This is a genomic window from Nitrososphaera sp., from assembly GCA_039938515.1.
Lineage (GTDB): Archaea > Thermoproteota > Nitrososphaeria > Nitrososphaerales > Nitrososphaeraceae > Nitrososphaera.
This window is the reverse complement of the sequence record JBDUUL010000001.1, coordinates 367,190-384,383: the sequence shown is the minus strand read 5'-3', so window position 1 is coordinate 384,383 and position 17,194 is coordinate 367,190. Positions and strand designations below refer to the sequence as shown.

Below are 17,194 nucleotides of genomic sequence, written 5' to 3'. Positions count from 1 at the left end.
TCTACAAATCTAAGGTCTGAATGCAATGGTATCGATTGCGGCGGCAGCGAAGCTGGTGCTGTTGCCCGGCTGTAAAGAGGTTGGGACTGTGACCATTTGTAACCCCGCCTGGCCGTAAGTGAGGCTAGCGTTCTTTACCTGAGTCGTGTTGGCGCTAGATGGCGCCGCTCCAGTGCTGTTTGAAGAGGATAGCGTGAACGAACCCTTCATGTACGGATGGATTGTGCAATAATAGCCGTATTGGCCGGGCTTTAGTTTCGATGCATCAAGTGAGAAATTCTTTCCTGCAGAAATGATTCCCGAGTCAAATGATTTTCCATTGTCCGCCGAGCTTGTTATAGTGTGAGGAACGTTGTCTTTATTCATCCAGACAAAGGTTCCGCTGCCAGACTTGAAGTCGGCCGGCTTGAAAGCAGGGTTATTTTGGGCCGACGCGCCAGGCAGTATTTCAACCACCATACTGGGTTTGACTGCAGGTTGTGCGCTAGTCGAGTTCTTTGCCGTTGAAGAGGTGTTTTGAGCAGGGGCCGATGGCGTCGCTATCTTGGGTGTAGCCAGACCGAATAGGTAGAATGTGAGTCCGCCGACGACGGCTGCGGAAATGAAGATTATCGCGAGTGCCTTGAGGTAAGGACTCTGTCGCGAGGCTGCAACTGTAAGTACTGAAGCGGGAATCCCTATCATGGCCATCAGGCCAATGTAAGCATAAATGCTCGGCACCTGAACGCTTACCGTCACAGCTGCCGCCACCCCAAATGTGACAAGAAATCCGAGGGTGATAAAGGTGGCCGACTTTGCCTTGCCTGAGGTAGGGAAGCCGTCTTTGAATAACCCCGAGGTCAAGAATATGAGACCGATGTACATCGTTAGCAGGGTGACGGCATTCATGCCGTCCAGAAAGGTATTGGCAATCCCTGAAAGTGATAACCCGACGCCGACAATTCCAATGGTCGTAAGGCCTATGCCCGGGGTCAGCAGATCCCAATCAGTCATTTGAGCCTGATAACTGAGCCTCATTCTGGCATACTTAATCGTTTCTGGATTTTTGCTTCAAGGCTTTTGCAAGTCGGATATCGACGCTGGCTCCTGCCTGCAGGGATGAAATATTTGCATAACATCTGGGGTTTAAAACTAATTTGACACGTGTTCGGATTCGTAAGAGACGGATGGCGACATGTCCGGGACGGATAGTATCATCGAGCCCCCACCGAACCCTCCAGATTCTTTCTGTGGACAACTTGTCGGGAGATTCCTTAATTAAGTGAAGTATGTGGTATTGCTCGTTTATTGACTACTAGTACTCCCCGGCTGTTAGTCTGGCGTTCAGTCTCCCTTTTTTTGGTGGTTGTCGCGACTGTATACGTCACAGCAGTCGCATACGACAATTACCTCAAGCAGGAGTGTCCGGGGATTATGCACGAAATAAGAGCCAAAATCCAGCAGGAAATTGCTTCAAAGGGAATTGTATTCCCCGATATTGCCTCTTACAACGCCTATGTGGATGAAAGACTCAGGGCCGAGCTTGATGCAAAGGGGTTCGGGCTGTGCGTGAGCTAGCCTATCTGCGTCGCTAGCTAATTTCCCGCCATAGCCTGCCACATCTCCAAGGGTTGCAATGGCTCTCGTCGGGGCGAAGGGTAAATGCTGCCTCAGGCTGCAGACACAGAAATGTCCCAAGGGCTTTATTTGTCTAGTTCGGCCCGTCAAAAAAAACTGATGTATTCTGTTAAGGTCGGCGCACAAGGTCCTAATCTGTAATTGACTTCGATTGCAGACCTCTTTGTAATTAGCGACTCTGATAGCGTCCAGGATGCCTGGCTAACCACTGTTAATCTGCTCGACATGCTTGAAAGGGCAAACGGTGTAGTGGAAAGTGGCTGTGACTTGGGACAGGTGCGCCTGAATGCATCTAAGGTACTCGAAGCTGCCGAGGCCCACATGCTCGACGATTCATCGGACTGCGGGTGCGGCCTGTCAAACGCCGAACATGCACTCTTGAAGCGAAAGATTCTGACCTTCTTTCGCCTGCAGGTTGAAAATCTGAAGCATTTGGTCTCAGGCTAGCCTTAGCGAATAAATTAAATGCAAGAAAACCAGTACAGCCACGTGGCGGCTCTGTGGGCTTTAAGGATTACGTAGAGGTCTCAAAACCAAGAATCGTAGTCGTCCTCGTTATTACAGCTGTGACCTCTATGCTCGCTGCAACTCGTTATGATTCAACCCCAAATGTGGCCTGGGATGTCTCGGCATGGAAGCTCGGCTTTCTTGTCCTAAGCGGTTCACTTGCTTCCATGGGTGCGAGCGCTCTAAACCACTACTATGACAGGGACATAGACAGGATAATGGAGCGAACGGCTAACCGCCCCATACCTGCCGGCAGATTGTCTGCAAGAAACGTCCTGTATTACGGCATTGGCATATCGGTGCTTTCCGTCGTTATTGCGTGGTTCACTTTGAACCCCGTCGCAACGGGCATGATTGCTCTTGGAATCTTCTTTTACACAGTAATCTACACTGCCTGGCTCAAGCGGAGCAACGCATCAAATATCGTCATCGGCGGATTTGCAGGGAGCGCAGCGTCTATGGCTGGCTGGGCGACGACTACCGGCTCTGTCGACCTTCTTGGCTTTATGGTGGGATGGCTTGTGTTCATGTGGACGCCCCCTCACTTTTGGTGCTTGGCTATCAAGGCTAGGGAAGAGTATGCTAGCGTGCGTGTGCCCATGTTGCCTGTACTAATTGGCAACCAGCGGACTGCAAGTTACATACTGCTCAATACTGCCATCCTGCTCCCCTACTCTCTGTCCCTGTATTTTCTAAACCCTGGCCCCGGCCTGCTGTATGAGGTAATCGCAGGGGCTTCCGGTGGCCTCATGCTGTTATATCATTATAAATTGACAAAAAACCCGACTCCCCAATTTGCCTGGAAGGCCTACAAGGTCACGGCGCCTTACCTTGTGGTTATCTTTGTTGCACTGGCCGTTGACTCGCTGTTTTACTTCAAGCTGCCCGTCTAACCTAGTCCTATTCGTTTCGGCCGGCTTCGTTTTCCGATGCCACAAGTTCGACTCGGCGTTTCTCTTTAGTTTCCCAGGATACCCTTATCAGGCCAAAAATCTCGAGGTCCAGCAGCGTCTTGTTGAATTCGCCTTCTGGAAGCACGATACCTTCCTTTGAAATAGAGTTCAAAAGGTCAGCGTCAGTGGTGGTTTTCAAATTTCGTATCTTCTCGTACACTAAATTACGAAGAGGATACTTCAAATTCTAGACGCCGCCTCCACTCGAAGGACCCCCAGCGGGGCTGTTGAAATTTCGGCTAGCATCGCGCCCGAAATGATACAGTATTGATAGGTTGGCATTTACGAGCCTTGGCGGGGAAGCGAACCTTGCGGAGCTCCACAACTTTATCTATTATGAAGCAATAGGTGGACGCCTAATAAAGATGTCATTGAAGCGGATGGCAGGGCGCATTGCCTGCGTCGCTAATCCGCGCGGTTTTTTGCGACCCGATCTTTGTTGTTATTCTGATATCCGGTACAAGCAAGCTAACGCTAATTCAACCGGCTTTGAAATCGCGTCTGAGCTTGGCGAACTGTCCTATGCTCGTTAGCTGGATGTTATCGCTTCTTGTAACAAGTTTTGACAGAGTGGGATTGGCGTCCTTTCCCAGCCTGACGGCCTCTTTGCCTTTGCGCAGAAAAGATAATGTTATGCCCTTGTCTGATAGCTTTTGGGCAAATTCTGCCGCAGTTTTCAACTTGTCAAATAGTCCCGTATCGTCCTCGGGATCTCGAAAAGTGTCCGGGCGCAATAAATCAACTGCGATTCTTCCGGCGTTTGACGTGACCCTCGCGGCAGGTTCATTTGCCAACGCGACCGTAACCGTACCGCTTTGAATCGATTGAAGTGAGCCGGCCAACCAGTCAATAAGGGGGTCGGCGCGGTTGATGTGCAAGTGATTATCGTCAAGCATTATTATGCCGCAGTAGATATTGTGGACCTGGGCTGCTGTGCCTGCTCGGGACTCGCGTATGCCTCGGCAGTAATTACAATCTTGCCGTTAACTGTCCACCTTGCGCTACCCATATCCTGCCCGCCCGGGCCCTGTGCCTTCGGTATGTCAACAACCAAGTTGTCAAAGCTATAAGTCACAGAAGCGCCTTTGCCCGTAAGCCTGTCAAAAAGTTGGCCAAGTATTTCCGCCCACTGCGAACTATTTTGTTGGATGCTCGTTTTATCCTCGTTCATTTATGCTGCAGATAGCGCAACCTTGCATTTAACAGGTTATTCGCTTGCGACCCCTTGGAGAATCGGGCAGATAACGGCCCGATGGCATCGTCAGGTGCCATATATGCCGGATCAAGGGGATCTACGCGCCTATTCCATTGAAACAGTAGGTTTTTTATATTAGATTCTTATTTGCCTGCCTGAGATGTTTACTTCTTTCACAAGCAACAAATGGAAACTGCTATCCTTTGGCTTGATGGCCGTACTGGCCACGGGCTTTGTAGCACCGCAGGCTTTCGCAGCCGGTACAAAAGATGTGCTGTCTATTGTAACCGACATTCAAACCGCAATCTCTGATCCGTCAATCGGACTCGCGGCAATTCAAAACAATGTCAATTCAAAGGCAAGCCAGACCTCTGTCAATAACCTTCAGACGGCAACTAATGCGATAAAATCAAAGACAGACAACCTTCCCGCAGACCCTGCGAGCAATTCAGCTATTACCGCAGCTCAGAACGCAATAAACAATCATGTGGATAGCGTAGTTGCAGGACTAGCACCTAGTACGGGGATACCCGGAAGTCAGTGCGTAGCAATCGACATAGATAACAGCGGAATAGTAGTTGCCACTAGCGAGCTTAGCCCTAGGCCTCATCCGCAGGTAAACTACTCAAATTGCTATCTCGACAAAACAAGTTTTAGCGCCACGGATCTGACGGACTCTACATTTGCACATGCTTCTGTGAAGAACTCTTTCTTTAGTGGAACCACCCTGATTCGTGCAAATCTTACCGGCGCCTACGTACAAGGCGATGATATGAAAGCCGTAAGTGGAGAGCATGCAATATTCAAAAATACAAACGCGACCCAAACATACCTTGGATACTCCGACCTGCAATACTCGAGCTTTCAGGCCTCTGACCTTACAAACGCGAAATTCGAGTTTGCAAAACTTCAGTTTGCCAACTTTGATAATGCAAACCTTCAAGGCACGAACTTTAACAGCGCCAACCTCACGGGCACTACATTCGCAAAATGTACAGGTACTCCAACTGGGGTACCGTCCGCTGGAACACTACCTGTCTGCTGACTCTCTCTCCTTTTTTTCGATTGCATTAGAAGGTTAATCTCGGCGGCAATTTGTACAAACACGGCGCTGACAAGAATAAGCCACTATTATCTTTAGACGCCCCTGAGCAAGAAACGGAGAGGGCTGCATTCCAGTCGCATATCGTTGCCTTCTCGCCAAGGGTGCCTCCTGCCTCTTTTACAAAAGTAACTCGACATTAACGGCTGGCGTTTATCACAATACCTCTAACTGATAATGCCATTCTTTCTTTGAATAGCAGTTCCTAGGTCGCTCGGATGCCACAAGGGTTGCAATTGCCCGTTAGGAAGTTTGACTTGTGGCCGAGCCTGCTTGCTCTGTCGGCGATTACAGACGCCGATCGCACCCGGTAGGGGTCAGGCATCAGCAGCTGTTTTCTGACGGTGGGACAAAAGGACTGTAGTATCAAATATGGCTGATTTTATGGGCTATAATTCAGCCATAGAATGTCTTGTCTACTTGCTTTGGCAACGCATAGGTCAAGCTTTTCCTGATGGACTCGTACCAGTCTTCCACTTCCTTTGTTATGGAAGGCCTGACAAGCCGTAGAGCCTTTCCGAAATCTATTGCAGTGACCTCCCTTGCCTTCCTTTGCATCGCATTAACGGCGGCCTCCCTGCAAAGTGCCACAAGGTCTGCTCCGCTGAAGCTCTTGCTTGCGCTTGCAATGTTCTCAAGGCCAACGTCAGAAGATAGAGGCATAGGCCGGGTCAGAATCCTTAGTATTTCCAGTCTTGCCTTCTCGTCTGGCGGGCCGACGCCAATTATCAGGTCAAGCCTCCCAGGACGCATCAAAGAGGTATCGATAAGATCCGGCCTGTTTGTAATTCCGATCACGACAACTCCAGCGCTCCCGGAATCATCCATTTCAGTGAGAATCTGACTCAGTACCCGCTCATTGCCAGACCCGTCCTCTTCCTGCCCCCGTGGCCTGGCAAGCGAGTCGATTTCATCAAAAACAACAATGCAGGGTGACGAGGCTTTTGCTTTGCGAAATATTTCCCTGACAGCCTTCTCTGATTCACCAACCCACTTTGACAATACCTCCGGCCCGCGAACCATGATGATGTTTGCGTTGCTCTCGGTGGCAAGTGCCTTGGCGATAAGCGATTTACCCGTGCCCGGCGGCCCGTAAAGCAATGCGCCTCTTGGGGGCTTTATCCCCATCTTCTCAAAGTTGTCGGGTTCTTTGATTGCCATTATCAGGTTATCATGCAGCGTCCGTTTTGCATCATAAAGCCCGCCGATGTCTGCCCACTTGACCTCGGCGACTTCGACATAAAATTCACGCATCGCCGTCGGAATGATTTCTTTCATGCCGTCCCTGAAGTCCTTGCTGGTAATTACCATCGATTCCAGGATTTCGGGAGATATCTTGTCACCCTCCAGGTCTATTTCGGGTATGTACCTCCTGAGAGCCTTCATCGCTGCTTCCCTGCAGAGCGCCTTGATATCTGCCCCTGTGTATCCGTGCAATTCTGCCGCCAGCGACTGGAGGCTTATGTCCTGCGATAGCGGCATGCCCCGGGTGTGAATCTGCAATATTTCGAGCCTGCCTTCCGCGTTTGGCACGCCGATCTCGATCTCTCTGTCGAATCTCCCCGGCCTCCTAAGAGCAGGGTCGAGACTCTCCGGCCTGTTGGTCGCCCCGAGCACGATAACCTGACCCCTCTCTGACATGCCGTCCATGAGCGCCAGAAGCTGTGCGACAACGCGCTTTTCTACGTCGCCAAAGGCCTCCTCTCTTTTCGGGGCTATGGCATCAATTTCGTCGATAAAGATAATGCTCGGAGACGAGTCGCGGGCATCCTTGAAAATGTCCCTCAAGCGTGCCTCGGTCTCGCCGTAGTATTTGTTCATTATCTCCGGGCCGTTAATAATGAAGAAGTTTGCTTCCGACTCTGATGCAAGCGCCTTGGCTATAAGCGTCTTTCCGCAGCCGGGCGAGCCGTACATCAGAATCCCGCTGTGGGGCTCAATTCCGAGGCGGGCAAACACTTCAGGATGCCGCATAGGGAGCTCTACAATTTCCCGCAGCCTCTTTATCTGCTCCTTCATGCCCCCGATTTCTTCGTAGGTGACGCGGGGCTTGCGGTCATTGGCAGACTCTGCCATAATGTGCAGCTTTGTAGTCCTTTCAATCCTCACGATCGACTGGGGGTTGGTCTTGTGGACCATGAAATCGATCTGGTTGCCGAGGATCACGACTGAAATTTCGTCGCCTTCTCCTACGGGGAAACCGCGCAACCGGTTCTTGACAAATTCGCAGAACTCCTTGTCAACTGTTATGCCAGTCTCTGCGATTGGCACAAGCGAGATCGTCCTCGCCTGCTTGCAGTCTATCTTTTTTACAGCCACCAGGTCGTTGAGGCCTACCCCGGCGTTCTTCCTCGTCTGACCGTCAATTCGGATTATGTCCTGCTCTTTCTCTTCCTCGTCTGAAGGCCAGGCGGTGACAGCAGTTGTCCTCTTTCCTGCAAGCCCAACCACTTCTCCTGCCTGGATATTCATAAGGCTCATTTGTTCTGGGTTTATCCTAGCTCTGCGCTTACCCACATCACGGTGCTTTGCTTCTGCCACCCTGAGCTGGAGTGGGGGCGATGACTCACTTCCTGAGCGGGACTTTTTCAACCGAGAAACCTCGCGTTATCTAGAAAGCAATGACACAGGGGGCACCTATTTCATCTTGACCGATTCCCTGCTAATGTTCACGACTTCGATTTCTCCGACTCCCTCAACTGTTTTTAACGATTCTTCCAAGCGGTCCATCTGACCCTCTGCATCGTCCAGTAAGAAATCTCCGACGAGCGCCTGCAGGCCGAAGGCAATCGGTTCTTTGGCGTGAGCCTTGAGCTCCATGCCTTGCGGAATAGCTCCCTTTATTGACTTTGCAACGTTGTCTGGATTTACGTCCGCGTCGGCTGGAAGTATCCTAATTCTTACAACAAGGCGTGCCATTGCTATGGTCCCTCAAAACCGCAGCCGACGCACTTGTAAGGCCGTGCAAATTCTCTGCAACTTTCGCAGCGCCACATCAGTACATAACCACAATTAGGGCAATAGTACTTTACACACTCGTCATTGGGCATTATGGGACGGCTGCACGAGGTGCATACCGGGAGCTGAAGCGGTTTTGACACGGTGCTCAAACGCCGGAATCCGAATTTAATTCTTGCTTATCGGCCTTGTCGAAAAACCTGCGCAATTCGTTTCCGAGAAGCGCGCTTGCGAATTTCAGAGCGCTTTTTGTTGAAAGAATCTTGGTGATGGCAGACGAGTGGAAGTCAAAATCCCCCGATTCGGAGGCCTGCTGAATCTTATCTGCCGGGACAGCGGATATGATCTCATCTAGGGCCTTATTGTCTAGTCGCTGCAGCAGCCTGCGTGCTAAAAGCATCCTGTCAAATTCGGACTTGAAGGTGCGTTCCCAGCCAGCCTGATATTCTTCCAGCGCTTTTTCGTCTCCGGTCATGATAGCCTTGGCAATCGACCTGCCCGCAATAATACCTCCCATACCGCAAGTATAGATTCCGCCAGCAGTCGTGGGTTTGCTCTGACCTGCCGCGTCGCCTATCTTGACGGTGCGTCCCTCGACAAATTCCCGAATTGGCCCTCCAACCCAGATCGGGGCATATACTTTGCGAACTACGGCTGATTTCCCCTTGGAATCGATGTACGATTCTAGCGCGGATGCAGAGTTTATGCCTTGGCCTGCCACGCCTATCTTGGCGGCGCCATCGGAGGTAGGGATAACCCAACCAAAGAACCCCGGAAATTTGTCTTGGTCAAAGTCCACTTCTATTGTCTCTGGCGTGATCCATGGAGCGTACACCTCATACTGTGCAGACTGAAGCACCCCTGTTCTTTGTCTCTTAATGATGGAGGATACGCCAGCGGCGTCAACGATAAAATCAGCTTGCATGATTCCCTCCGACGTCTTGATCTCATACCGCCTGCTGGTACCTGCGGCATCAGAGCATGACAGCATCCTGCACCTAACCCGAATCTGAGCGCCCTGCTGCTGTGCTTGCATTGCGGCTTGCTTATCCAGTGCGCGCCTATCGAGCACTACGACCTTTTGGTTGCGCGCATCTATTTCAAAGTGCGAGGAAGGAGACGAGACACGCGCACGCGAAATCCGATCGTTTTCGAACGCTCGATAGTCTGGTACAATCCCGAGCTGTTCTATCCCTTTGATGCTGACAAGGCCGCCACAATGCTCCGGAGTTCCAATTTCAGGGTCTTCCTCAAGCACGATAACGCTGCATCCAGCAGCAGCTATCTCCCGTGCTGCCAAAAGTCCGGAGATGCTGCCCCCAACAACCACAACGTCGACCGCGTCCATGTGAGTAACTGCGAGAAACCTATTTTTCAGCCTGCTAATTAACATATGTAGAAAAGTGGAATACAAGCAGGTCTTGGTGGTAAGAAAGGACCTTGGGATGGGATGTGGAAAAATCGCCGCGCAGGTCGCACATGCGGCAGTAATGGCAGTTGACAGGGCCAAGTCGAGGCATCCTCAGTGGTTTGAATCGTGGGCAGTCGGGGGACAGGCAAAAGTGGTCGTGAAGGTTCAGAGTCTTTCGGAACTGATGCAGGTTCGTAAGGATGCTGAAAGAATGGAGCTCCCTGTCGTCCAGATAGAAGATAGGGGATTGACCCAGATACCTGCCGGCACGATCACTTGTATCGGGATAGGTCCCGCTCCTGAAAACCTGGTCGACAAGGTAACTAGCAAACTAAAGTTGCTCTAACGTCGGCTGGCGAGGTAAATGCCTCCGATTATCATTGCTGTGGCCGATACCTGAAAGGCGCTAATCGATTCGCCACCGAGGATCACGGCTATCGCGATTCCAAAGACGGGCGTCATGGAAAATCCTGTCATTGTTCTCACCGTGCCTATGCGCTTGAGCGCGGTGAGGAAAAGGAGAAGAGCTGCTCCAAATCCGGACACTGACATGAGGACAATTACCACCCAATCTTTTGGGCTGATGGAAACAATTCGGGGCCCGGCCCCGAGCGCGAGTGCTACCGATAGCAGAATAGCTCCGCCTATCAGGGATTTCATCATTGCAATTTTGGCCGGGCTTGCAGTACTGGAAATGGTCAACTTTCGGCTGAAATTATTGTCAACTGCCCACATCAGCATGGATGCAAGGACCAAGAGATTCCCGATCTTGAGTTCAAATAAAGTGCCTGAAAACTTGAGGTCTGTCGTTGCGATAGTAAGGCCGATTATTACTATTATGACTCCCGCGATGCCTCCGTGCCCCTTCGGTCTCTCGCCAAAGAAAACTGCCGAAAGAATGATGGTGAATATCATCTCCGCATTGGACAGTATCGATGCGTCTGAGGAGCTGCTCATGCTCAGCCCGTAAAGCAGTAGAGCCGGAGCAGCGGCTGCTCCAAGGAGCGAAACAATAATGATGTACGCATATTCCTTGGAACTCCCTAGCCTGAATGACGCCCTGCCAAAAGGAACAAGCGCCAGACCGGAGATCACGTAAGTGAGCGCGGAAAGCGTCAAAGGGTCGATGGTGACCAGGATTGATCTTGCAATTGTGAAAACCGATCCAAACAGCGCGGCAGCGGCGATTATGGAGGCATAACCGAGCCGCTGTTCCGACTTCTCTGCCGTGCCGGTTTTCAACCTCATGATCACTGTTTGGAGACTATTTGTTCCTATTCAGCGAATGGATTATGATAAGTGAATGTGAATTACCCGAAGACCCGATAAGAGATATATGTGGAAATTTCAAATTCATTATAATTGTCGTCGAAGGGCAGTGACGCGGCAGGCAAATCTCCAACGCGCTCTTCGAACAGGAAGATTATTCTCTACGCACTGATCGGCGTCTTGGCCGTCGCGGCCGTATCTGTGTCTGTGTTCTCTAAACAGGCGACCACCGGGAACCCGCCGGACACAAACCAAACAGCTGCCGCGCAGGAACAGGAGTACCGCCAGCAATTCTGTGGCCTAGGCTTTACTCCAAAGTCAACCGATTTTATCCGAGAGATTTCATTGCCTTCCCAATGCGAAGTGCCGCTGGCCGTTTATGTTGATAACAACAACACTGTGTGGTATGTTTCCACCAAGGACGGCGCTCTCGGCTCTTTCAATACTGCCGCGGGTACCTTTGGAAAAGAATACAAGATCCCATCCTGGCAGCCTAGGAACCATCTCGTCGGCGCACCAGAAATGGTCTGGGATCTGAAGCCCGATAAATCGGGAAACATGTGGCTTGTGACCGAAGGAAATGCCATATGGAAATTTGACAGGTCGACCGAGAAATTCTACGTATACAAGACCCCTGAAATCTACCCTTCGTCCTTTGACTTTGATAATAACGGCAACATCTATTTCACCGGATTCTTTGCAAAATCACTTTGGTATGCTGATGTGTCAAAGTTAAAGAACGGGACATCTGAAGGCATTTCGGAGATTCCGTTGCCCCTCGATGCCTTCAAAGGCCTCAATGCTACGCTCGGCTCCGGCTCGATAACTATCGACCGTGCTCACAACGCAGTATGGTTACCTGTTCTTGCTTTTGACCAGAAGGGCGTGATATACCACTACGACGCTGCTACAAAGCACGTAGACAATTATACGCTGCCCCCTGAACTAAAATCTCCTTCAAGCACTGCTCTGGATTCGTCGGGCAGGCTCTGGGTTACCGACCATGCAACAAGCACCTTTTTCAGTCTTGATCCTTCTACAAAATCTATTACGTCCTATGTTACTTCGACCGCGTCTCCGCGGCTCTTTGACGGCCAGACTGTCCCCAATGCATACACTCTTCCTTACTGGATCAAGGCATCACCAACTGGCGACGGTGCGTTATGGTTCAACGAGCATGAAGGAAATCAAATTGCCAAATTCAATCCATCGAATGAAACCTTGACCGAATACTGGATCCCTACTCAAAATCCGATTTGGTCAGGCAAAGAGGGCTGTACTCAGTGCGGACTGGCCAATGCCCTGCAACTAGCGATTGGTCAGAGCGGGGAGGTTTGGTTCTCAGAATGGACTCAGAACAACATAGCCGAACTGGATGCGGGAAAGCAAGCGCCGGTTTCTGTAACAACCGAGAAAACCGACTATAAAGTTCAGAGGGGCGGCAGCCTGGAAATACGACTGAACGTCAATGCCAATTCTGATTTTAAAGGCAACATGATTAGTTCAGGTACGCTCACGCCGACTGGCAGTCTCGGCAATTCTACCGGCACATTCAGTGAACCTTCCGTAAATATAGCTAAAGGGGACTCGAAGCAATTGTCCTACGTATTCGAACCGTCACCTAACCTCAAACCGGGCAACTATACGCTTATGCTTGGGACGGCAAACGACCAAATATCTTATCTAAAAGCAGTGCACGTAACGCTAACGGCATCCTAACTGCGGGTTAGCACTGAAATTCCAGGCATCTCGTCACCAGCCAGATATCTTAGCGTTGCGCCCCCGCCCGTGGAGACGTGACTGACCTCGTTTTCGGTAACCCCTGCTTTTTTCATCGCCTCTAGAGTGTCGCCCCCGCCTATCAATGTCTTGGACCCGCGCCAGTATGCTAATGCCATGCTTTTTGCTATGTTGATGGTCCCGTTTGCAAAGGCCCTGACTTCAAACAGTCCCATCGGGCCATTCCAAAATATAGTTCCCTGCCCGTCAATTCCGCTGACAGCTGCCGAGTACTTTTCAATGGTTTCGTTTCCAATGTCGAATCCTGCTAGCCCATCCGGGATGTCGCCCTTGACCATGGAAAATGATGTGTCATTCGGAGTCTCTGCCACCACGTGGTCGACAGGGAGCATGATCTTGTCACCGTAGGACGACAAGGCTTTCGTCACCCAATTTAGATGATCATAATCAATGAGGGACTTGCCGGTCTTGCCTCCTCTTGCCTTCAGGAAAGTGTATGCAGCCGCACCGCCAATAATGACTCTGTCTGCCTTGGGCAAAAGATGTTCGAGGGCGCCTATCTTGTCCTTTATCTTTACGCCGCCGACAACAAGCGTAAACGGCTTTGAAGGAGAGTCCCGAATCATTGATAGGTACTCGATTTCCTTGCGAAGGTTAAAGCCGGCCAGCTTCAGGTCAAACAGCTTTGCGGCGCCATAGGTTGAGGCGTGCTTGCGGTGAGAGGTGCTAAACGCGTCGTTGACGTAAATATCCGCGAGCGACGCCAGCTTCTCACAGAACTCGGCATTGTTTTCTTCTTCCTGCTTGTGAAACCGGAGGTTTTCAAGCAAAAGCACGTCGCCATTTGCCATCCCGTTCACTTGGTCAGACACCTGCGGCCCGACGCAGTCGTTGGCAAAGAGAATCTTTGAACCACCGATAATCTCAGAAAGCCTGTTTGCCACAGGCGACAGAGAGTAATCCGGATCCTTCCCGTCCGGCCTACCGAGGTGTGAAGCCAGGATTACTCTAGCGCCACGCTTTGTAAGGTACTCGATCGTAGGGATTGCCATTCTTATCCTATAGTCCTCGCCAACCACTCCCCCGGAAACGCTGACGTTGAAATCAACCCTAATGAACACACGTTTGCCATAAAACGCCTGAGAATCGACATCTGAAATAGATTTAACTGTCAAATGCTTAAGCGTCGGTACGTTTAGCTTGGAATAATTTATTCCTACTTGGGATGTAGAAAGCGACCATCGCTACTCGCTCCTTTCGCTTGGAGACGTCTTTTGGGCGCCATTGATACTATCCGAAAAATCGCCAAGAAACGGGTCATCCTTCCCGCGTCGTTTTGCTGCATGGATAGAGTGGAGAAATACTATGCATTGCTAGCAGTCAAGAATATGTCCCATGCTCGGCTGTCTGATCGAAGACATTCGATTTCGCGAATTCACGATAGCGGTCACCCGAAAACTGCAAAACCGACGGTCCAACTATGGACTGACGAGAATGCGAAAGAGTTTGCGATACGCCTCTCAATAGACCCGCAAGGCGTGTTTAGAGCTGCGTCCGATCTTGGTGCAGATTACAACAATCTTGCTAATGAGCTTGAAATATGCAAACTGAATACCTCTGGATGGAACTACATGTTGGAGAAATTCTCATCTCAATGGCTGGCCAGTGCTGAAGCCCATCTGCATCATTCTCAGCTCGCTGAAAGCAAGCTCGGAGATGTGGTCCAGCAGCCGAGCCGAGGTGGCGTCGAGCAAATGCTCATTCTGAAGGTTCAAAGAGAAACCCAAAAAAGAATCAGACCGCATCTTCAATGCCACTTCTGCCGCCTGAGATATTTCGCGGAAGAGGACAGAGAGGCTCACGAAAAGATGTGGCATGCTGCGAAACTTAAAACGATATCCCAACAGATCCAGCCCTCTGGTGGCCAGCTGGCCTCCAGCACTTCTTAGTCATAAGTTTAATAGCACACGCTCGACCTAGCTGCACAGGTTGTCGCAATTCGTACCGCGAAAGGTCCTCGGCAAGTTTATGCACGTTACCGATGTGCCTCTGAAAAGGCCGGGCTCAAAAGTGCTCGTTTACTTTATGGGCGCAGGGTTTTGTCCTTTTTGTGCTGCTGAGCGCTGGGCGATCGTTGAAGCGCTGGGTCGTTTTGGCAAGTGGACAGGCCTTCTCGATGAAAAAAGCGCCGGCCACGACGAGAAGTATCTGAACATATCGACCGTCAGCTTCGCACGCGCCAAGTATGAAAGCGGGTCTGTGGAGTTTATCGGTCGAGAGACAACCGATAGGAATTTTGAACCTCTGCAGGAGCTTGGTGACTCTGATTATGAGATCCTCGACACGTACAATCCAGATCAGATAATTCCGTTCACCCTAGTCGACGGTCAATACATCCAGGTAGGGTCAGGCTTCAGTCCCCAATTGATCGAAGGACTTAGCCATGAAGAAATTCGCAAGAGCATCGCAGATCCGAGCTCGGTCGTCGGAAAGGCGATCAGGACTGAAATAGATAACATTATCGCTCTAGTCTGTGCGAGCGTGGGCGTCGGCGCGCCTGCCTGTCAGGACGCAGCGATAAAGCAGCTAATGGCGAGACTCTGATCAGTCATCTTCTGAAACGGCGGCCTGCTCTCTTAGCGGCGTGACGCGCACATAGGTCGGGCAGCCCAGTTTGCTTGATGCGACCTTGAACCCTTCTTTAGCCAGATTCAGGTTTCCAGCGGTAACGTATGCCTCAAATAGCACCTGATCCGGCTTTACACGCGCGGCCAGACCTGTAGCCTTACCAAAAGCACGCCTCATGCCTTCCTGCAAACGGTCTGCTCCTGCAGTCGCAATCATTTTGTTTTCCCGCAGGATGACATGCGGATACACCCTCAGCATGGAGAAAAAGCTGGTTTCGCCGGCTGTGGCCATGCGTTTGTTAGCTGCAAGCCTTGCCGCCTCTAAGGCATTATGTCTGATCTGGATCTTCTCAGTCGCAAGCAATTCTAACTTGTAATCATAGTTGCTCCCCGCCTGACCAGAGGCAAACCTTGCAATTTTTATCTGGGGCTTGCCAGCGATATATTCCCTTCTTACATAGGGCATTCCCCGAGTTTCTCTATAATTTACTCCTTTCATATCATAACACTAAACTTTAATGCTTCAATCAATCAATCTGGTCTGATTTAATCGTTATGAACAGAAGCGGCTCCGAACCGGTTGTCCAGACAGCTGGCGAAGTAACGACTCAAGTCGAGGCGAGAATGCAGGATGGGAGGATGATCGTAGACGATCCAAGAATGCAGGACGAGCTTCGAGGCCGCGGATTCGGAGAGGTCGAAGCAGGCAGCTATGTTCTAAAATCGTTTGAGGCACTATACCTGAAGCATACTGAAAGACTTGCGGTTACAGGTCATCCTGCGATTACCTTCGAAAATTTGTTCGAGCTCCTGCTCAAAGATGATTCTTCGGTGCTGACAAAGTTTTTGATTTACAGAGACCTTCGAAGCAGGGGATATGTTGCGAAAGAGGGCTTTGGATTCGGGATTGACTTTCGAGTTTACGAACGCGGCGACTATCAAAGCAAGCCTGCCAAGTATGTTGTATTTGGTATCAGCGAGGGAAATGATATGAAAGTAAGGCAGTTTGCTTCTTCCATCCTGCAAGTGGAGAAGATGGGAAAAGAAGCTATAATCGCGGTAATTGAACGAAGGGGCGAGGTCATTTACTACAAGACATCGAGCATGCGCTTCAACCCACTTGGTAGAAAATCACGCGATGAGGATAAATTCTGATGTCCGACGAAGGAAAGGACCAATCCCGATTTCAGTTCAAAGAAATTTACTGCAGGGACTGCGCGAAGGTACTTGCTAGGTACTCCTCGAAATACTTCTCCGAAGCAGATATAGCTGAGCTTATCCATTTACATCACTCCTGGCATGTAAAGTCGGGCCACGCAATGCAAACAAGAATCGTCACTCAAACATCTTAAACTATTTTTATATACCCAGGGATATGCAGCTCATTATCTGATGGTGTCTAGCTCGAACATTTGCGACAAGATCATACAGCTCGATCGCAACATACGCTTCGCGGGAATCGTGACCGAGCGGGGAGAAGTCATCCAGGGCGGTTTTCAGGAGGGGGTAGACCCGCTCTTGGCAGACACGGATGAGCAGCAAATGTATCTTAATTCACTCACCCACGTCAAAGCACTAGAGGGCTACAAGGCACAGCTTGGTAGCCTAAAATTCAGCATGACGGAGCATGAAAAGGTTACACTCATGACGTTTCCAATGGCCGACGGGAGCATACTCTGCATTTCGGTTACACCACGCGCAAAGCTTGAAACCATAAAGGGCAAGGTCAACCGGGCAATCCGCGGTTCGCATTCAGGCGCTTCTGGGAAACGGAAGACGAGAAAAGCCCTCAAGTAGTGAACTATATCCAAAGGG

21 protein-coding genes are annotated in these 17,194 nt (G+C 50.5%); 10 read left to right on the top strand and 11 right to left on the bottom strand.

Going from position 1 to position 17,194, the window contains the following annotated elements; genetic code table 11:
- Positions 1–9: 9 nt before the first annotated feature.
- Entirely contained in the window at positions 10–993 is a 984-nt protein-coding gene (locus ABI361_02335; protein MEO9319489.1) for a plastocyanin/azurin family copper-binding protein, read from the bottom strand.
- Positions 994–1,287: 294 nt separating this feature from the next.
- Here ABI361_02335 and ABI361_02330 point away from each other — a divergent pair, with 294 nt between their 5' ends.
- The 3 genes from ABI361_02330 to ABI361_02320 all read left to right on the top strand — a co-directional run bounded on the left by ABI361_02330 (position 1,288) and on the right by ABI361_02320 (position 3,017).
- Positions 1,288–1,557 carry a hypothetical protein gene (locus tag ABI361_02330; GenBank protein ID MEO9319488.1) on the top strand — a complete coding sequence of 90 codons (270 nt, stop codon included), beginning with the start codon at positions 1,288–1,290 and terminating at the stop codon, positions 1,555–1,557.
- 201 nt (positions 1,558–1,758) lie between these two features.
- The gene (locus ABI361_02325; protein MEO9319487.1) at positions 1,759–2,064 is read left to right on the top strand and encodes a hypothetical protein; all 306 of its coding nucleotides are present in this window, start codon (positions 1,759–1,761) and stop codon (positions 2,062–2,064) included.
- Positions 2,065–2,117: 53 nt separating this feature from the next.
- The gene (locus tag ABI361_02320) at positions 2,118–3,017 is read left to right on the top strand and encodes a heme o synthase (protein ID MEO9319486.1); all 900 of its coding nucleotides are present in this window, start codon (positions 2,118–2,120) and stop codon (positions 3,015–3,017) included.
- A 7-nt stretch (positions 3,018–3,024) separates the two neighbouring features.
- On the opposite strand, the gene ABI361_02315 is transcribed toward ABI361_02320, so the two are convergent.
- The 3 genes from ABI361_02315 to ABI361_02305 all read right to left on the bottom strand — a co-directional run bounded on the left by ABI361_02315 (position 3,025) and on the right by ABI361_02305 (position 4,248).
- Positions 3,025–3,216, bottom strand: a complete 192-nt coding sequence (locus tag ABI361_02315) for a hypothetical protein (GenBank protein ID MEO9319485.1) — start codon at positions 3,214–3,216, stop codon at positions 3,025–3,027.
- A gap of 340 nt (positions 3,217–3,556) precedes the next feature.
- Positions 3,557–3,973, bottom strand: coding sequence for a hypothetical protein (locus ABI361_02310; protein ID MEO9319484.1), 417 nt, complete (start codon positions 3,971–3,973; stop codon positions 3,557–3,559).
- A 2-nt stretch (positions 3,974–3,975) separates the two neighbouring features.
- The gene (locus ABI361_02305; protein ID MEO9319483.1) at positions 3,976–4,248 is read right to left on the bottom strand and encodes a hypothetical protein; all 273 of its coding nucleotides are present in this window, start codon (positions 4,246–4,248) and stop codon (positions 3,976–3,978) included.
- Positions 4,249–4,432: 184 nt separating this feature from the next.
- Here ABI361_02305 and ABI361_02300 point away from each other — a divergent pair, with 184 nt between their 5' ends.
- On the top strand, positions 4,433–5,317 hold the full coding sequence (locus ABI361_02300; GenBank protein ID MEO9319482.1) for a pentapeptide repeat-containing protein: 885 nt from the start codon (positions 4,433–4,435) through the stop codon (positions 5,315–5,317).
- Positions 5,318–5,770: 453 nt separating this feature from the next.
- Here the strand turns inward: ABI361_02300 and ABI361_02295 are convergent, their stop codons facing one another.
- The 4 genes from ABI361_02295 to ABI361_02280 are packed head-to-tail and all read right to left on the bottom strand — an operon-like array spanning position 5,771 to position 9,725.
- Positions 5,771–7,966, bottom strand: a complete 2,196-nt coding sequence (locus ABI361_02295; protein ID MEO9319481.1) for a CDC48 family AAA ATPase — start codon at positions 7,964–7,966, stop codon at positions 5,771–5,773.
- Positions 7,967–8,011: 45 nt separating this feature from the next.
- On the bottom strand, positions 8,012–8,293 hold the full coding sequence (locus ABI361_02290; GenBank protein ID MEO9319480.1) for an elongation factor 1-beta: 282 nt from the start codon (positions 8,291–8,293) through the stop codon (positions 8,012–8,014).
- A gap of 2 nt (positions 8,294–8,295) precedes the next feature.
- Positions 8,296–8,475 (bottom strand): zinc finger domain-containing protein, encoded by a 180-nt coding sequence (locus tag ABI361_02285; protein ID MEO9319479.1) that lies wholly within the window; start codon positions 8,473–8,475, stop codon positions 8,296–8,298.
- A 5-nt stretch (positions 8,476–8,480) separates the two neighbouring features.
- Positions 8,481–9,725 carry an NAD(P)/FAD-dependent oxidoreductase gene (locus tag ABI361_02280; GenBank protein ID MEO9319478.1) on the bottom strand — a complete coding sequence of 415 codons (1,245 nt, stop codon included), beginning with the start codon at positions 9,723–9,725 and terminating at the stop codon, positions 8,481–8,483.
- Positions 9,726–9,735: 10 nt separating this feature from the next.
- On the opposite strand from ABI361_02280, the gene pth2 reads away from it, so the two are divergent.
- On the top strand, positions 9,736–10,089 hold the full coding sequence (gene pth2 / locus ABI361_02275) for a peptidyl-tRNA hydrolase Pth2 (protein ID MEO9319477.1): 354 nt from the start codon (positions 9,736–9,738) through the stop codon (positions 10,087–10,089).
- Here the strand turns inward: pth2 and ABI361_02270 are convergent.
- A complete protein-coding gene (locus ABI361_02270; protein MEO9319476.1) occupies positions 10,086–10,985 on the bottom strand; it encodes a DMT family transporter in 900 nt (299 codons plus the stop codon). The two genes, pth2 and ABI361_02270, sit on opposite strands and share 4 nt — an antisense overlap.
- A gap of 120 nt (positions 10,986–11,105) precedes the next feature.
- Between ABI361_02270 and ABI361_02265 the strand changes: the two genes are divergently transcribed.
- Entirely contained in the window at positions 11,106–12,731 is a 1,626-nt protein-coding gene (locus ABI361_02265; protein MEO9319475.1) for a hypothetical protein, read from the top strand.
- On the opposite strand, the gene ABI361_02260 is transcribed toward ABI361_02265, so the two are convergent.
- Positions 12,728–13,927: a phosphoglycerate kinase gene (locus ABI361_02260; protein ID MEO9319474.1), complete on the bottom strand. Its 1,200-nt coding sequence runs from the start codon at positions 13,925–13,927 to the stop codon at positions 12,728–12,730. The genes ABI361_02265 and ABI361_02260 overlap by 4 nt on opposite strands.
- 99 nt (positions 13,928–14,026) lie before the next feature.
- Between ABI361_02260 and ABI361_02255 the strand changes: the two genes are divergently transcribed.
- On the top strand, positions 14,027–14,701 hold the full coding sequence (locus tag ABI361_02255) for a hypothetical protein (GenBank protein ID MEO9319473.1): 675 nt from the start codon (positions 14,027–14,029) through the stop codon (positions 14,699–14,701).
- A gap of 40 nt (positions 14,702–14,741) precedes the next feature.
- Complete coding sequence (locus ABI361_02250) at positions 14,742–15,356, top strand: DUF929 family protein (GenBank protein ID MEO9319472.1); 615 nt, start codon at positions 14,742–14,744, stop codon at positions 15,354–15,356.
- Here the strand turns inward: ABI361_02250 and ABI361_02245 are convergent, their stop codons facing one another.
- A complete protein-coding gene (locus tag ABI361_02245; protein MEO9319471.1) occupies positions 15,357–15,878 on the bottom strand; it encodes a 50S ribosomal protein L16 in 522 nt (173 codons plus the stop codon).
- Positions 15,879–15,934: 56 nt separating this feature from the next.
- On the opposite strand from ABI361_02245, the gene endA reads away from it, so the two are divergent.
- Together endA and ABI361_02235 are read left to right on the top strand one after the other, a co-directional pair.
- A complete protein-coding gene (gene endA, locus ABI361_02240) occupies positions 15,935–16,534 on the top strand; it encodes a tRNA-intron lyase (GenBank protein ID MEO9319470.1) in 600 nt (199 codons plus the stop codon).
- 237 nt (positions 16,535–16,771) lie between these two features.
- A complete protein-coding gene (locus ABI361_02235) occupies positions 16,772–17,176 on the top strand; it encodes a DUF6659 family protein (GenBank protein MEO9319469.1) in 405 nt (134 codons plus the stop codon).
- Positions 17,177–17,194: the final 18 nt, after the last annotated feature.

Bases quoted from the DNA above. Each gene is read 5' to 3' on its own strand.
- ABI361_02310 (MEO9319484.1), bottom strand. From the start codon at position 3,973: ATGCTTGACGATAATCACTTGCACATCAACCGCGCCGACCCCCTTATT.
- ABI361_02235 (MEO9319469.1), top strand. From the start codon at position 16,772: ATGGTGTCTAGCTCGAACATTTGCGACAAGATCATACAGCTCGATCGC.
- ABI361_02335 (MEO9319489.1), bottom strand. From the start codon at position 993: ATGACTGATTGGGATCTGCTGACCCCGGGCATAGGCCTTACGACCATT.
- ABI361_02305 (MEO9319483.1), bottom strand. From the start codon at position 4,248: ATGAACGAGGATAAAACGAGCATCCAACAAAATAGTTCGCAGTGGGCG.
- ABI361_02245 (MEO9319471.1), bottom strand. From the start codon at position 15,878: ATGAAAGGAGTAAATTATAGAGAAACTCGGGGAATGCCCTATGTAAGA.
- ABI361_02290 (MEO9319480.1), bottom strand. From the start codon at position 8,293: ATGGCACGCCTTGTTGTAAGAATTAGGATACTTCCAGCCGACGCGGAC.
- ABI361_02280 (MEO9319478.1), bottom strand. From the start codon at position 9,725: ATGTTAATTAGCAGGCTGAAAAATAGGTTTCTCGCAGTTACTCACATG.
- ABI361_02300 (MEO9319482.1), top strand. From the start codon at position 4,433: ATGTTTACTTCTTTCACAAGCAACAAATGGAAACTGCTATCCTTTGGC.
- endA (MEO9319470.1), top strand. From the start codon at position 15,935: ATGAACAGAAGCGGCTCCGAACCGGTTGTCCAGACAGCTGGCGAAGTA.